16 protein-coding genes are annotated in these 14,981 nt (G+C 69.7%); 5 read left to right on the forward strand and 11 right to left on the reverse strand.

What is annotated here, in order from left to right; all coding sequences use genetic code 11:
• Positions 1-34: 34 nt before the first annotated feature.
• Positions 35-1,420 carry a 2-polyprenyl-6-methoxyphenol hydroxylase-like oxidoreductase gene (locus OQ968_RS15410; protein WP_324679333.1) on the forward strand — a complete coding sequence of 462 codons (1,386 nt, stop codon included), beginning with the start codon at positions 35-37 and terminating at the stop codon, positions 1,418-1,420.
• A gap of 128 nt (positions 1,421-1,548) precedes the next feature.
• Here the strand turns inward: OQ968_RS15410 and OQ968_RS15415 are convergent, their stop codons facing one another.
• Genes OQ968_RS15415 through carD form a run of 7 tightly spaced genes read right to left on the reverse strand, consistent with a single transcriptional unit; the run spans position 1,549 to position 6,828 of the window.
• Positions 1,549-1,809, reverse strand: a complete 261-nt coding sequence (locus OQ968_RS15415) for a type II toxin-antitoxin system VapB family antitoxin (protein WP_324679335.1) — start codon at positions 1,807-1,809, stop codon at positions 1,549-1,551.
• A 41-nt stretch (positions 1,810-1,850) separates the two neighbouring features.
• Positions 1,851-2,786, reverse strand: a complete 936-nt coding sequence (locus OQ968_RS15420; RefSeq protein WP_324679337.1) for a glycerophosphodiester phosphodiesterase — start codon at positions 2,784-2,786, stop codon at positions 1,851-1,853.
• On the reverse strand, positions 2,787-3,716 hold the full coding sequence (gene rlmB / locus OQ968_RS15425; RefSeq protein WP_324679339.1) for a 23S rRNA (guanosine(2251)-2'-O)-methyltransferase RlmB: 930 nt from the start codon (positions 3,714-3,716) through the stop codon (positions 2,787-2,789).
• Complete coding sequence (gene cysS / locus OQ968_RS15430; RefSeq protein ID WP_324679341.1) at positions 3,717-5,123, reverse strand: cysteine--tRNA ligase; 1,407 nt, start codon at positions 5,121-5,123, stop codon at positions 3,717-3,719.
• Positions 5,124-5,163: 40 nt separating this feature from the next.
• Positions 5,164-5,649 (reverse strand): 2-C-methyl-D-erythritol 2,4-cyclodiphosphate synthase, encoded by a 486-nt coding sequence (gene ispF, locus OQ968_RS15435; RefSeq protein WP_324679343.1) that lies wholly within the window; start codon positions 5,647-5,649, stop codon positions 5,164-5,166.
• Positions 5,646-6,323, reverse strand: coding sequence for a 2-C-methyl-D-erythritol 4-phosphate cytidylyltransferase (gene ispD / locus OQ968_RS15440; protein WP_324679345.1), 678 nt, complete (start codon positions 6,321-6,323; stop codon positions 5,646-5,648). The genes ispF and ispD overlap by 4 nt, the downstream gene beginning before the upstream one ends.
• A gap of 16 nt (positions 6,324-6,339) precedes the next feature.
• Entirely contained in the window at positions 6,340-6,828 is a 489-nt protein-coding gene (gene carD, locus OQ968_RS15445) for an RNA polymerase-binding transcription factor CarD (protein WP_003419482.1), read from the reverse strand.
• A gap of 291 nt (positions 6,829-7,119) precedes the next feature.
• Here carD and OQ968_RS15450 point away from each other — a divergent pair, with 291 nt between their 5' ends.
• Genes OQ968_RS15450 through disA form a run of 3 tightly spaced genes read left to right on the forward strand, consistent with a single transcriptional unit; the run spans position 7,120 to position 10,232 of the window.
• Positions 7,120-7,650, forward strand: a complete 531-nt coding sequence (locus OQ968_RS15450; protein ID WP_324679347.1) for a hypothetical protein — start codon at positions 7,120-7,122, stop codon at positions 7,648-7,650.
• A gap of 59 nt (positions 7,651-7,709) precedes the next feature.
• Positions 7,710-9,095, forward strand: coding sequence for a DNA repair protein RadA (gene radA, locus OQ968_RS15455; protein WP_324679349.1), 1,386 nt, complete (start codon positions 7,710-7,712; stop codon positions 9,093-9,095).
• A 54-nt stretch (positions 9,096-9,149) separates the two neighbouring features.
• Positions 9,150-10,232 (forward strand): DNA integrity scanning diadenylate cyclase DisA, encoded by a 1,083-nt coding sequence (disA, locus tag OQ968_RS15460; RefSeq protein WP_324679351.1) that lies wholly within the window; start codon positions 9,150-9,152, stop codon positions 10,230-10,232.
• A 7-nt stretch (positions 10,233-10,239) separates the two neighbouring features.
• Here the strand turns inward: disA and OQ968_RS15465 are convergent, their stop codons facing one another.
• The 3 genes from OQ968_RS15465 to OQ968_RS15475 form a co-directional block, all read right to left on the reverse strand.
• The gene (locus OQ968_RS15465) at positions 10,240-11,037 is read right to left on the reverse strand and encodes a hypothetical protein (protein ID WP_324679353.1); all 798 of its coding nucleotides are present in this window, start codon (positions 11,035-11,037) and stop codon (positions 10,240-10,242) included.
• Positions 11,038-11,144: 107 nt separating this feature from the next.
• The gene (locus tag OQ968_RS15470) at positions 11,145-11,906 is read right to left on the reverse strand and encodes a hypothetical protein (protein WP_324679356.1); all 762 of its coding nucleotides are present in this window, start codon (positions 11,904-11,906) and stop codon (positions 11,145-11,147) included.
• Between the two features lie 104 nt (positions 11,907-12,010).
• Entirely contained in the window at positions 12,011-12,628 is a 618-nt protein-coding gene (locus OQ968_RS15475; RefSeq protein WP_324679358.1) for a carbonic anhydrase, read from the reverse strand.
• Here OQ968_RS15475 and OQ968_RS15480 point away from each other — a divergent pair.
• Positions 12,627-13,538 carry an A/G-specific adenine glycosylase gene (locus OQ968_RS15480; protein ID WP_324679360.1) on the forward strand — a complete coding sequence of 304 codons (912 nt, stop codon included), beginning with the start codon at positions 12,627-12,629 and terminating at the stop codon, positions 13,536-13,538. The genes OQ968_RS15475 and OQ968_RS15480 overlap by 2 nt on opposite strands.
• Positions 13,539-13,547: 9 nt before the next feature.
• On the opposite strand, the gene OQ968_RS15485 is transcribed toward OQ968_RS15480, so the two are convergent.
• A complete protein-coding gene (locus OQ968_RS15485; RefSeq protein ID WP_324679363.1) occupies positions 13,548-14,975 on the reverse strand; it encodes an NADH-quinone oxidoreductase subunit C in 1,428 nt (475 codons plus the stop codon).
• Positions 14,976-14,981 lie beyond the last annotated feature (6 nt).

Consider the following 14,981-nt stretch of genomic DNA (forward strand, 5'->3'; position numbering starts at 1 on the left):
TTGTCAGCTAACAACTCGGCGCAGGCGGTGGGCTATGGCGAAGGTCGGCAATCACGCGGTGGTATTGGGAGCGAGCATGGCCGGGCTGTTGGCCGCGCGGTCGCTGAGCGAGTTCTTCGACGCGGTGACGGTGGTGGAGCGCGACCCGCTGCCCGACTCTGGCGCAGCCCGCCGGGGTGTGCCGCAGGGCCGGCACCTCCATGGCCTGCTGGCCCGCGGCGCACAGGTGCTCGAGGAGCTGTTCCCCGGCATCCTCGATCAGATGGTCCTCGACGGTGCGCACTACATGGACGGCAGTGATCTGTCGCGGCTGCACTACGACATCGGCGGCCACCTGATGGTGCGCGACGGCAGCGCCACCTCGGTCACGGCTTATCTCGCGACCCGGCCCTTCCTCGAGGAACACGTCCGCGCGCGCCTGCGCACCATCCCCAACGTCACGCTGCTCGACGAGCACGACATCGTGGAATTGACCGCGACGCCCGACAACCACCGCGTCACCGGCGCACGAGTAGTCAACCGGCGCAACGGCGAACACGCCACGCTGAGCGCCGACTTGGTGGTCGACGCCACCGGGCGCGCCGCCCGCACCCCGACATGGCTGAACGGCCTGGGCTACGACCGCCCGCGCGAGGATCACGTCGCGGTGCGCCTGACCTACACGAGCCAGTTGCTGCGCATGGCGCCGGACGCGCTGCACGAACTGGGTTTCGTCGTCGGAGTCGTGCCGGGTCGCCCGCACGGGCTGGGCATTCTCCATTGCGAGAACGACCTCTGGATGTTCACCGTGTTCGGCGTAGCGGGTCACGAGCCACCCCTTGGCCTTTCGGCCATGTGCGAGTTCGTCGAGGGATATGCACCCGCGCGGATGCTGGCCGCGGTGCGGGCCGCCGAACCCGTCGGAGAACCCACGCGGCACCGTCAGCCGTCCAGTCAGTGGCGCCGCTACGACAAGATGCGGCGATTCCCGGAGGGCCTGCTGGTCGTCGGCGACGCAATCTGCAGCTTCAACCCGATCTACGGCCAGGGGATGACGGTGGCCGCGCTGGAAGCGCTGGCGCTGCGCGACTGTTTATTGTGGGGCACAAGGGGTTTGGCGCGGCACTTCTTCCGCGCCGCGGCGGTGCCGATCCGCCAGGCGTGGGAGCTGTCGGCCAATCCCGATCTCTGCCTACCCGAAATCGACGGCACACCACCACTGCTCACCCGGCTGCTCAACGTGTACGTCGATCGGGTGCTCACCGCGGCCGAATACGACCCCGCCGCAGCCGAGCAATTCTTCCGAGTGACCTCATTTGTCGACCCCGCTACCCGGCTGCTGCGCCCGGGCATGGTTTGGCGCGCCGCCCGCGCCAACCACCGCAGGCGCCGGCATGAGCCCGACCACGTTCCCGTCCTGACCGAAAGCATGTCCCGCTAGCCGGCAGATGCCGCAAATAGCGCTACCCGCCGCTGGTGCCGGTCTTGGCGGCGGCAACCTCGCCGACGTGGGGTTGTTTGAGGTGAATCCAGCCCAGGACGGCGTTGGTGTCGATAATCATCGTGCGCTCAGACCCCAGTTCCGGGGTCGTAGTCAAGGATTTCCTCGCGCTCGCGCTTGGTGACGGGCCTGCGGTCGGTTAGTAGGGGCCAAATTTCGGTGCGCATGACGTCGAGAAGCCGTGTCTGGCAGTCGCCAACGCGCGATTCCAGCAGCGCCAGCTGGGCGCGGAGGGCGTGGCGGATCGCGTCGGTCTTGTTGGTGTGCAAGTGGGTTGCCAGTTCCGCGGCGAGCCGATCCACCTCAGGATCTTCGATACTTAACGCCATAGAGGTAGATGGTACCGGCCCATAGGGTACCGCGGCGACTACTAACTCCGGTGGTACGACGGGGGCAGCGGCGTGCCGAGTCTGGCCAGCACACCGCGCAGCAGCGTCGGGTAATCGGTGATGAGGCCGTCGACGCCGTAGCCGATCTGCGCGCGCATGGCGTCGGCGTCGTTGACCGTCCAGGGAATGACCTTGAGCCCCAACGCATGCGCGTGATCGACATACGGTTTGCCCGAGACGAGCCCATATCGCGGCGACACCGCATTGGCACCCACCATCAAGGCGCCGACCATCGGGTCGCCGGAATCCGGCGGCCAGGTCTCCTCGTTGTACAGCGCCACCAAGGGAATCGACGGCTCGGCCCGGCGCACCATCGGCAAGGTGCGCCAGTCGAAGCTCTGAATCTCCACGCGGTCGACCTTGCCCGCGGCCCGGACCGCGGCCAGCATCACGTCGACGAATTCCTGCGGCTCCGCCGAGGCGCCCGGGTGATCGGCCTCGACCTTGGTTTCGATGTTGTAGCGCACGTCGGCGCGATACGAGTCGGCGAGCGCGAAAACCTCCGGCAGCGTCGCTATCCTGTTGCCCCGCACGACTTCCGCATCGGGAAACTCGTCGAGCCGGCGGCCGCAGTCCAGCGTGCGGATCTGCACCAGGGTGAGCTCGTGAACCAGCTTGCCGACGTAGGGATAGGCCGGGTCACCGGCGAAGGCGGGTGCGGTGTCGGAGCACTTCTCGGCCTCGATCGTCGGGTCGTGCCACACCAGGGGCTGGCCGTCCTTGGTGATGCCGATGTCGAGTTCCAAAGTGCTGACGCCCAATTCGAGCGATTTGGCGAAGGCCCGCAGCGATTCCTCCGTCGTCTCGCCGCGCCCGCCGCGGTGCGCCTGCAGGTCGAAATCGGATCCTTGCGCAGCAGCCGGCCCGGCCAGAAGCACCACCAGCGCCAGCAGCGCAGCGATTAGCCGGGTGATCACCTAATGCCGCCGCTGGCGGGCGATTTCGGCGAGCACCACCCCGGCGGCGACCGAAGCGTTCAGCGACTCGGTCGGACCGGCCATCGGGATGGACACCACCTCGTCGCAGTTCTGCCGCACCAGCCGCGACAGGCCCTTGCCCTCCGATCCGACGACCACCACCATCGGGTCGGTGCCGTCGAGCTCGTCGAGCACGGTGTCGCCGTCGGCGTCCAACCCGACGACGCGCAACCCGCTGTCGGCCCATCCCTTGAGCGCCCTGGTGAGATTGGTGGCGCGCGCCACCGGGACGCGGGCGGCCGCGCCCGCGCTGGTGCGCCAGGCCACCGCCGTCACCGACGCCGACCGTCGCTGCGGTATCAGCACCCCGTGACCGCCGAAGGCCGCCACCGAACGAACGATCGCCCCCAGGTTGCGGGGGTCGGAGATGTTGTCCAGCGCGACCAGCAGGGCCGGCGGGCTGTCGCGAGCGGCCGCGAGCAGGTCGTCGGGGTGGGCGTAGCGGTACGGCGGCACCTGCAACGCGACGCCCTGGTGCAGGTGGTTGGCGGTCATCCGGTCCAGGTCGGTGCGCGGCACCTCGAGGATCGCGATGCCCAAATCGGCCGCCCGCGCCACGGATTCGGTGAGCCGCTCGTCGGCCTCGGTCCCGAGCGCGACGTACAGGGCGGTCGCCGGCACACCGGCGCGCAGGCATTCCAGCACCGGGTTGCGGCCGAGCACCGTCTCGGTTTCGTCGCCGCGTTTGGCCGGTCGCCGCGGCTGCGACTGGGAGCGCTTGGCGGCCGGATGGTGAGGGCGCATGTGCGCGGGCGGCGTGGGACCGCGCCCCTCCAGCGCGCGGCGCCGCCGGCCGCCCGAGCCCACGGTGGGGCCCTTCTTGGTGCCGGGTTTGCGTACCGCCCCCCGGCGCCGCGAGTTACCGGCCATCTACGTGCCGTCTCCGCCCAACGTCCACTGCGGCCCGTCGGCTGTGTCGGTGACCTCGATGCCGGCCTCCTTGAGGCGATCCCGGATCTGGTCGGCCAGCGCCCAGTTGCGCTGCTCGCGCGCCTTCTCCCGGTTCTCCAGCTCGGCCTCCACCAGCACGCCGACGGCCGCGAGCGCCGCCGACGTCTCGTCGCGCGACTCCCAGCGCTCGTCCAGCGGGTCGCAGCCCAGGATGCCCATCATGGCCCGGATCGCGCCGGCGTGCTTCAGGGCGCCCTCGTGATCGCCGGCGTCGAGCGCCCGGTTGCCCTCCGCGCGGGCGTGATGCACCTCGGCCAGCGCGACCGGGACCGCCAGGTCGTCGTCGAGCGCCGCGGCGAACCGCGGTGTCCATTCGCCGGGCACCACCGCACCGGCCCGAACGCGGACGCGGTGCAGGAAATCCTCAACGCCGACATAGGCTTTCACCGCGTCCTGCAGGGCGGTCTCGGAGAACTCCAGCATCGACCGGTAATGCGCGCTGCCCAGGTAGTAGCGCAGCTCGGCGGGCCGCACCCGCTGCAACATCGCCGGGATGGACAACACATTGCCCAGCGACTTGCTCATCTTCTCCCCGCCCATCGTCACCCAGCCGTTGTGCAGCCAGTAGCGGGCGAACGCATCGCCGGCGGCGCGGCTCTGCGCGATCTCGTTCTCGTGGTGTGGAAACACCAAATCCATTCCACCGCAATGGATGTCGAATTCCGGGCCCAGGTACTCGTGGGCCATCGCCACGCATTCGGTGTGCCAGCCGGGGCGCCCACGCCCCCACGGCGTCGGCCACGACGGCTCGCCGGGCTTGGCGCCCTTCCACAGCGTGAAGTCGCGCTGGTCGCGCTTGCCGCTGGCCACGCCCTCGCCCTGGTGCACGTCGTCGATCTTGTGCCCGGACAGCTGGCCGTACTCCGGGTAGCTGAGCACGTCGAAGTAGACGTCGCCGTTGCCGGTATACGCGTGGCCCTTTTCGATCAGGCGCTCGATCAACTCGACCATCTGGGTGATGTGCCCGGTCGCGCGCGGCTCCGCCGACGGCGGCAACACGTCGAGGGCGTCGTAGGCCGCGCTGAAGGCTCGCTCGTAGGTGGCCGCCCACTCCCACCACGGCCGGCACGCGGCGGCGGCCTTGGTGAGGATCTTGTCGTCGATATCGGTCACGTTGCGGATGAACGCGACGTCGTAGCCGCGCGCGATCAGCCAGCGCCGCAAGATGTCGAAGGCCACCCCACTGCGGACATGACCGATATGCGGCAGGCCCTGCACCGTCGCGCCGCACAGGTAGATGGAGACGTGCCCCGGGCGCAGCGGAACGAAGTCACGCACGGCTCCGGCCGCCGTGTCGTGTAGCCGCATGCGGGCGCTATCGGTCACGACGTGCCAGCTTACCTGCTGGTTCCGATTTCCCCGGCGGTCAGGGCGCGTCCGCGGCGGGCACCAATAGCGCCGTGGCGATCGCGGCCAGACCCTCGCCGCGCCCGGTCAGGCCCAGCCCGTCGGTGGTCGTCCCCGACACCGACACCGGGGCCCGCAGCAGGCCCGACAGCACCTCCTGCGCCTCGGCGCGGCGCGGCCCGATTTTCGGCCGGTTGCCGATCACCTGGACGGCGGCGTTTCCGACCCGATAGCCCTGCCGCGCAATCAAATCGACTACGTGGCGCAACATGTCGGCGCCGCTGACGCCCTTCCAGCGCGGATCGTCGACGCCGAACACCGCGCCGATATCGCCCAGCCCCGCGGCCGACAGCACGGCGTCGCACAGCGCATGGACCCCGACGTCGCCATCGGAATGCCCCGCGCAACCGTCGGCGCCGTCGAACAACAGCCCCACCAGCCAGCACGGCCGGCCGGGTTCGATCGGGTGCACGTCGGCGCCCACACCGACCCGCGGCTCGCTCACCGGCGCACAATCGCTTGGGCCAGCACCAGATCCAGCTGGGTGGTGATCTTGAACGCCAGCGGGTCGCCGTCGACCACCTGGACCTGGCCGCCGACGTGCTCGACGAGCGACGCGTCGTCGGTGAAATCGGCGGTGCCGGCGCGCTCGTAGGCCCGCAGCAGCAGTTCGGTGGCGAATCCCTGCGGCGTCTGCACCGCCCGCAGGCCGGCGCGCTCCGGCGTGCCCAGTACCACCCCGTTGGCATCCACGGCCTTGATGGTGTCAGACAGCGGCAGCGCGGGCACGACGGCGCGGTGCCCGGCCCGCAGCGCGTCGACCACCCGCACGATCAGCCCCGGCGGCGTCAGCGCCCGGGCGGCGTCGTGCACCAGCACGAACTCCGCGGTCGCGGGCAGCGCCGAGAGGGCCAGGCGCACGGATTGTTTGCGGTCGGCTCCCCCGGCCACGACGGTGGCGTCCTCGCCCAGCGCTCGCTCGGCCTGGTCGATGCGGTCGGTGGGGACGGCGACCACCACGCCGCCGACGACGCCGGACTCCAGCAGGCCGCCAACGGCGCGCTCCAGCAGGGTGCGCCCGTCGAGCTCACAGAATGCTTTCGGGATCCCGGCAGCCAGTCGCTCACCCGACCCCGCGGCCGGGACTACCGCTACTACGCTGCCCGCCGCCCCGACCACCAGAGCCTCAGGGCCTTCAGGAAGCGGCGGCCAAAACCTCGTCGAGGATGGTCTCCGCCTTGGCGTCGTCGGTGCTTTCGGCTAGCGCCAACTCACCGACCAGAATCTGCCGCGCCTTGGCCAGCATGCGCTTCTCCCCGGCGGACAGCCCGCGCTCCTGGTCGCGACGCCATAGGTCGCGCACCACCTCGGCCACCTTGTTGACGTCACCGGAGGCGAGCTTTTCCAGATTGGCCTTGTAGCGGCGCGACCAGTTGGTGGGCTCTTCGGTGTGCGGAGCGCGCAGGACCTGGAAGACCTTGTCGAGGCCTTCCTGGCCGACGACGTCACGGACACCGACGTATTCAGCGTTTTCGGCGGGCACTCGAACGGTCAGGTCTCCCTGCGCCACTTTCAAGACGAGATACTCTTTTTGCTCCCCTTTGATGGTGCGGGTTTCGATCGCCTCGACTAACGCAGCACCGTGGTGTGGATAGACAACGGTGTCGCCGACCTTGAAGATCATCTGATTCGAGCCCCTTTCGTTACTTCAGTCTAACACGGCGGCCCGACGCGTGCGGAACAACGTTGCAGGTCAGGGGCACAACACGTGCACATTAGGGGTTGACAGGCGGAGCGGAACATGCAAGGCAACAGAGTACCAATGCCCTCATCCGACCTGTACGGCGGCCCCATCCGGACCCTGCCGCGCAGGTCTGGTGCCCTGCGCTACCGTCGCGAGGGCCTTCCTACTACTGTGCATAGTTGCACGATCGGACGGCCGTCAGACGGCGCGAGGCCCAGCAGGAGGCAATGAGTGAACCGCTTGAAGACCAGCCTCCCGATCCTGCCCGTGCTCGCCCTGATCGCCGCCGTGCTCACCGGTTGCGGCGCCGGCCAGATCTCGCAGATGGCCACCCAGGAGCCCGCCGTCAACGGCAACAGGGTCACGATCAACAACGTGGCGCTGCGCGACGTCCGGATGCAGGCCGTGCAGACCGGCGACTACCTTCAGCCGGGCCGAACGGTGGACCTGGTGCTGGTCGCCGTCAACCAGTCGCCGGACGTCCCCGACAGGCTGGTGAGCGTCACCAGTGACATCGGGACGGTGACGATCAACGGGGACGCGCGCCTGCCCGCCGGCGGGATGCTGTTCATCGGCACGCCCGAAGGCGCGAGGGTGGCGCCCGGGCCCATCGGTTCCAACACCGCGGCCAAAGCGACCGTCAACCTGGCCAAGCCCATCACGAACGGCCTCACCTACAACTTCACCTTCGACTTCGAGAAGGCCGGGAAGGCCAGCGTGATCGTGCCGCTCTCGGCCGGGCTGGGGCCGCAGCAAGGCTGAGCGGGGCTCGCCCGTCCGCGACACCGCGACTTGTCGGACCAGCCCGATACCGTCATGGCGTGGCAAACGCACGCTCGCACTACCGCTGCTCGGAATGCCGTCATGTCACCCCCAAGTGGGTGGGCCGCTGCCTGGAGTGCGGCACCTGGGGCACCGTCGATGAAGTGACGGTGCTCGCCTCCGTAGGCGGCCGCCGACGGGCCCCGGCCTCGCGGGCCGTCCCGATCTCTTCTGTCGCGCCCAACATCAGCCGGCACCGGTCGACGGGCGTGGACGAACTCGACCGGGTGCTCGGCGGCGGCGTGGTGCCCGGCTCGGTGACGCTGCTTGCGGGCGATCCGGGCGCGGGTAAGTCGACGCTGCTGCTCAAGGTCGCCCACCGCTGGGCGCAGTCGGGCAGGCGCGCGCTGTACATCTCCGGTGAGGAGTCCGCCGGCCAGATCCGACTGCGCGCCGACCGGACCGGCTGCGGCGGTGACGAGCTCTATCTGGCCGCCGAATCCGACCTGCACACCGTGCTCGACCACATCGCGACGGTCGGGCCCGCGCTGGTCATCGTCGACTCGGTGCAGACCATGTCCACCACCGAGGCCGACGGCGTCGCCGGCGGGGTCACCCAGGTGCGGGCAGTCACCGCCCGGCTGACCGCCGCCGCGAAGGCCGGCGACGTCGCGCTGATCCTCGTCGGCCACGTCACCAAGGACGGGGCCATCGCCGGACCGCGCTCGCTGGAACATCTCGTCGACGTGGTGCTGCATTTCGAGGGCGACCGCAACGGCGCGCTGCGAATGGTCCGCGGCATCAAGAACCGATTCGGCGCGGCCGACGAGGTCGGGTGTTTCCTGTTGCACGACAACGGGATCGAAGGCGTGGCCGATCCGTCGAACCTTTTCCTTGATCAACGGCACACGCCGGTGCCCGGCACCGCGATCACGGTCACGCTGGACGGCAAGCGACCGCTCATCGGCGAGGTTCAGGCGCTGCTGGCGACGCCGTCGAGCGGCTCGCCGCGCCGCGCCGTCAGCGGCATCGACCACGCCAGGGCCGCGATGATCGGCGCGGTGCTGGAAAAGCACGGCAGGCTCTCCATCGCCGTCAACGACGTCTACCTGTCCACCGTGGGCGGCATGCGGCTGACCGACCCCTCGTCGGACTTGGCCGTCGCGATGGCGCTGGCCTCGGCGTACGCGAACCTGCCGCTGCCCACGACGGCGGTGATGATCGGCGAGGTCGGCCTGGCGGGCGACCTGCGCCGCGTCAGCGGCATGGAGCGACGGCTGAGCGAAGCCGTGCGCCAGGGGTTCAACATCGCGCTGATCCCGGACGGCGACGACCCGCGGCGGGAGATCGTGCCGAGCGGGATGCGCGCGCTGCGCGCGCCGACCATCGTCGCGGCGCTGGAGCACATGATCGACATCGCCGATCACCACGCCAGCACCCCCTGAGGGCGGCGGCGGCCGGGCGCTTCCCTTTTGCGCGCCAACGGTGCGTGGCAGAGAATGCACGCTGTGACCCGTCCCACCCTGCGCGAGACCATCGCCCGCCTGGCGCCCGGCACCGGGCTGCGCGACGGCCTGGAGCGCATCCTGCGCGGGCGCACCGGCGCGCTGATCGTGCTGGGCAATGACGAGAACGTCGAGGCCATCTGCGACGGCGGCTTCGCGCTCGACGTGCGGTACGCCCCGACCCGGTTGCGCGAGCTGGCCAAGATGGACGGCGCTGTCGTGCTGTCCACCGACGGCAGCCGCATCGTGCGGGCCAACGTGCAGTTGGTCCCCGACCCGTCCATTCCCACCGACGAATCGGGAACCCGCCACCGCTCCGCCGAGCGGGCCGCGATCCAGACCGGCCACCCGGTGATCTCGGTCAGCCACTCGATGAACATCGTCACCGTCTACGTGGGCGGGGAGCGGCACGTGGTAGCGGACTCGGCGACCATCCTGTCGCGGGCCAATCAGGCCATCGCGACCCTGGAGCGGTACAAGATGCGCCTCGACGAGGTCAGCCGGCAACTCTCGCGAGCCGAGATCGAGGACTTCGTCACCCTGCGCGACGTGATGACGGTGGTGCAGCGGCTGGAGCTGGTCCGGCGCATCGGGCTGGCGATCGACTACGACTGCGTCGAACTCGGCACCGACGGGCGCCAGCTGCGGCTGCAACTCGAGGAGCTGCTCGGCGGCAACGACATCGCGCGGGAGCTGATCGTGCGCGACTATCACGCCAGCCCCGAACCGCTCTCCGAATCGCAGGTGACCGCGACCCTGGAAGAGCTGGACGCCCTGTCGGACACCGAGCTGCTCGACTTCACTTCGCTGGCAAAGGTTTTCGGGTACCCGACGACCGCGGAGGCGCAGGACTCAGCGTTGAGCCCGCGCGGCTACCGCGCGATGGCCGGTATCCCGCGGCTGCAGTTCGCCCACGTCGATCTGCTGGTCAGGTCGTTCGGGACGCTGCAGGGCCTGCTGGCGGCCAGCGCCAACGACCTGCAGTCGGTCGACGGCATCGGCGCCATGTGGGCCCGCCACGTGCGGGAAGGGCTGTCGCAGCTGGCGGAGTCGACGATCGCCGACCCGCTGAGCTGACTTCGAGCTACCCGGTCGGGGCCGGCGGTGCCTCGGGCGGCGGGGCGAGCGCGGGCTGACCCGGCGCGGGCGCCGGACCCGGCGGCGGTGGCGGCTGATTCAGGATGAACGGAACCGGCTGCGAGCGCAGGTTGCCCAGCTGCACGACGAGGTTGTAGGTGCCCGGGCCGATCGCCGGCCGCGGCAGCGGGCAATGCGGCGCCGACCCCATCCCGGTCCAGGTGACCGCCGTCGTCACCTGCTCGCCCGGGGTGAAGGCCTTGACCAGGGTCTCGTTGGAGGGAGCGCAGTCCAGGTTGGACCACAGCCGCTTGTTGTCCAGCGAGTAGACGTAGGCCGCCAGCACCGCGGCGCCGACGTCACGCTTGCAGGTCACCAGCCCGATGTTGGTGACGACCATGGTGAATTTCGGCTGGTCACCGATGAAGTACTGGGGCGCGTTGGTCAGGCCCTTGACGGCCAGGGTCGAGTCGGGGCAGTCGTCGCCCTCCTTGAGCACCGGCGGCGGCTGCACGGCCGCGGTGGGCGTGGCCGTCTCCGGGTTTTGCCCCTGCGCCGGCGGCACCGGGACCGGCCCCTCCTGCCCGGCGGGCGGGGGCGCCTGCGGTGCGGGCGCCGCCGGCTTGGCCTGCGCGGAGTTGGCCTTGTCGGCGTTAGCGGGTTTGGCGCCCGCGTTGTTGCTCATGAAGGCGATGACCGTGGCGACCACGATCCCGACCACTACTACCGCGATACCAAGGGCCAGGCCCCGGCGCCGCCAGTAGATCTCGGTCGGTAGCGGGCCACGCGGTTCCAGATCCAGCACATTCACACCGTAGGGCCAGGTCACGTGGTTTTGCCCGACCCGCCCCGGCGTGTCGCGATGTTAGCTGGCCAACCGGCGTGTAAGAGACCGCCCACGGCGACGGTCAGCTACGGCACCGCAACACCGTGGCCAGGGGCGTCGTGAAAGACCTCGACGATCCACTCGTCGGCGTGTTCCAGGGCGTCCATCCGAACGGACCGCCGTGCGGCGGCGTCGAGCAGTGCCCGCAGCCCCGGCTGCTCGATGGCGAGCTCAGCGGCGGCGCGTTCGGACGGGACGCCTTCGTAGGCAGCCTGATCCAGCTTCGCCGTCAATAACGTCACCCAACGCTGCTCCAGCGACAACAGCAGGCCTTCCGCACCGCCGAACAGCCGCCCCACGTCGGGCAGGCTGCAGCCGTAATCCAATGCCGCGTCGGGATTCCCGGAGGCCCGGTCGATCAAATCGGCGATGATGGCCATCCGCTGGTGTTGCTGCGACCAGGCCGGGTCGGCGACGCCGGCAGGGTTGCGCACCCGCGGCAGCCCTACCGCGGCCATACCTGTGCCAGTTGCGCTGCCGTAGACCTTGATGATCCACTCGTCGTCGCGCTCCTGAGACCGGACGCGATCCGACCGCCGTGCGGCGGCGTCGAGCAGTGAACGCAGCCCCGGCTGCTCGGTGGCGAGCTCAGCAGCGGCGCGTTCGGGCGGGACGCCTTCGTAGGCAGCCTGATCCAGCTTCGCCGTCAAAAACGTCACCCAACGCTGCTCCAGCGACAGCAGCAGGCCTTCCGCACCGCCGAACAGCCGCCCCACGTCGGGCAGGCTGCAGCCGTAATCCAATGCCGCGTCGGGATCCTCGGAGGCCCGGTCGATCAGTTCGGCCATCAGGACCATCCGCTCGTGCAATTGTATCCATGTCATATAAGCCACGATACGAGCCTTTAGCAGGTTCGTCATCGCGGCGCGGGCACCCGAATCAGCTGTGCTGTTTACTCCCCGATGTCGCCGACGTGGTCGACCAAAGCGGCCTTCCCGTCGGCGAGGTGATAGGTGACGCCCGCGATGGCCAGCGTGCCGGCGGCCACCCGCTCCGCGATCGCCGAGGAACGCGCCATGAGCTGCGCCAGCGTCTCGCTGACGTGCCGCTCCTCGAACTCGTCGACGCGGGTCAGGCCGTCGCGGCGGCCCATCAGGATCGACGGCGCGACCCGCTCCACCAGGTCGCGCACCCAACCCGCCGGGATCGCACCGTCCTCGATCGCCGCCACCGCCGCCTTGACGGCACCGCAGCTGTCATGGCCGAGGATGACGATGAGCGGCACGTCGAGCACCGTCACCGCGAACTCGATGGAGCCCAGCACCGCCGAGTCGATGACCTGCCCGGCGGTCCGAACGACGAACATGTCGCCCAGCCCCTGGTCGAAGATCAGCTCGGCGGCGACCCGGCTGTCCGCGCAGCCGAACACAACCGCGGTGGGCTTCTGGCCCGCGGCCAGGTTGGCCCGATGCTCGACACTTTGGCTGGGATGCTGCGGCTTACCGGCGACGAACCGCTCGTTACCCTCTTTGAGTGCTTTCCACGCGGTTACCGGGCTGGTGTTGGGCATGCCACACATCATGCCGCAGCCGCGCATGAACGGCAGGCCACTCATAGCGGTTACCGATCTTCTCGATTGGTACGACCGGTCGCGGCGCGACCTGCCGTGGCGGGAGCCGGATGTGAGCGCGTGGCAGATCCTGGTCAGCGAATTCATGCTGCAGCAGACGCCGGTGGCGCGGGTGCTGCCGGTCTGGCAGGACTGGGTGCGGCGTTGGCCCACCCCGTCGGCCACGGCGGCGGCCAGCGCCGCCGACGTGCTGCGCGCCTGGGGCAAGCTGGGCTATCCGCGGCGGGCCAAGCGCCTGCACGAGTGCGCCACCGTCATCGCCCGTGAGCACGGTGACATGGTGCCCGACGACGTCGAGACCCTGTTGGGGTTACCGGGAGTGGGCGGCTACACCGCGCGGGCCGTGGCCTGCTTCGCCTACCGCAAGCCGGTGCCGGTGGTCGACACCAACGTGCGACGGGTGGTGGCCCGGGCCGTGCACGGCCTGGCCGACGCCGGTGCGCCGTCCGCGGCGCGCGACCACGCCGACGTCGCCGCGTTGTTGCCGGACGACGAACGGGCGCCGCGGTTTTCGGTGGCCCTGATGGAACTGGGCGCGATCGTGTGCACCGCGCGGGCTCCGCGATGCGGGCTGTGCCCGGTCAGCGAGTGCGCCTGGCGGCGCGCCGGCTTTCCGCCGGCGCACGGGCCGGCCCGGCGCGCGCAGACCTACGCCGGGACCGACCGGCAGGTCCGCGGAAGGCTGCTGGATGTGTTGCGCGACAACACATCCCCGGTCACCCGCGCCGACCTGGACGTGGCGTGGCTGACCGATACCGCGCAGCGAGACCGCGCCCTGTATTCGTTGCTCGCCGACGGCCTGGTCACCCAGACCGCCGACGGCAGGTTCGCCCTGGCCGGCGAAGGGTAGCCGCGCCGATTAAAGATCGTTGCCGGCGTACGACTGGTTGAAGCTCTTGTTGACCAACGGGAAGTCGGGGACGATGGTGTCGGCCATCGCGACGGGCAGCGCAGGCCAGTTGAACCAGGATGGGTCGACGATCTTCGCGCGCGTGATCCGGTTGGCGGCGTCGATCTCGACGCGATGGACGACGGTGCCGCGCCATCCCTCGACGATGCCGACACCACTGCACGACGCATGCAGTGCGGGTATGTCTTCAGCGTATTCGATTGGGCCGGTGTGTGATTCGATCAGGTGGCATGCCAACGCGGTGGACGCGGCGAACTCGTCGCGCCGCACGGTGTAGCGGGCCAGCACGTCCCCCTCGACTGCGCCGACCTCGGTTACGGGAAGCGCGGTGGTGGGGTGCTGCAGCCGGGCGTCGGTGCGCAGGCCGCTCGCCCGCGCCACATAGCCCAGGCAGCCGAGGGCGTGGGCATCTTCCTTGTCCAGCACCGCCGTGCCGGCGAACCTGTCGTACACCAGGGAGTTGCGAAGGGTCAGTTCGGCGATCTCGGCGACGTCGTCCGCAATGGACCGCAGCTCGGCGATCTCCGGCAGCGCCCGCAGCGCGACCGAGCCGGGTCGGATGGCGCCACGCAGCAACCGGTGTCCGGCGACATTCGCGTTGAGTCGCAGCAGTTGTTCGCGGACCCGTTGGGCGTGCGCATTGGCGAGGGCGAACCCGGCATCGTTGGCCAGCGCGCCCAGGTCCGCGACGTGGTTGTAGAGGCGTTCGAGTTCGACGAGCAGTGCGCGCAGCCGGTGTGCCTCGTCGGGAAGTCGAATCCCGAGCGCGTCTTCTATTGCGAGGCTGTGGGCGAGCGCGTGCGCAGCGGAGGTGTCGCCGCTGACGCGTTCGGCCAGGTCGACCGCGCCTCCTGCCGGCCGGCCCTCGAAGAGCTTTTCCACGCCGCGGTGGACGAACCACAGCCGGGCCTTGAGGCGCAGCACGGTCTCGCCGGCGACCGAGAAGCGGAAATGGCCGGGCTCGATCAACCCCGCGTGGACCGGACCCACCGGGATCTCGTACACCCCGGGCCCCTCGACGGTGAGGAACGGGAAGTGGCCGCTGCCATCAAGTTTGGGCGCAGGTGGGGCTGTGCGCCGCATGGGGTACCATTCCTCGGGCCAATGGGCATGCCGCACCAGCCGGCGCGCCTTGGGATGCCCGACGGGCCGGATCCCGTACAGGTCCGCCATCTCGCGCTCGAAGCGACTGGCCGGGAACGAAAGATATGCCAGTGAACGCACGGCCGGATCAGACGCGGGCACAACGCATTCGAGTTCGACGCGGCGATCGGGGTCGCCTGCGAGGAACAAGTAGATCACGCGGTATGCACCGTCGTCGTCGTGAGCGGCCACCAGTCCCAGGTGAAAGCCATTGCCCAGCAAGTCTTCCGCCATCTCGGC

It is taken from the genome of Mycobacterium sp. 663a-19, assembly GCF_035616495.1.
In the GTDB taxonomy this organism is placed as follows: Bacteria; Actinomycetota; Actinomycetes; order Mycobacteriales; family Mycobacteriaceae; genus Mycobacterium.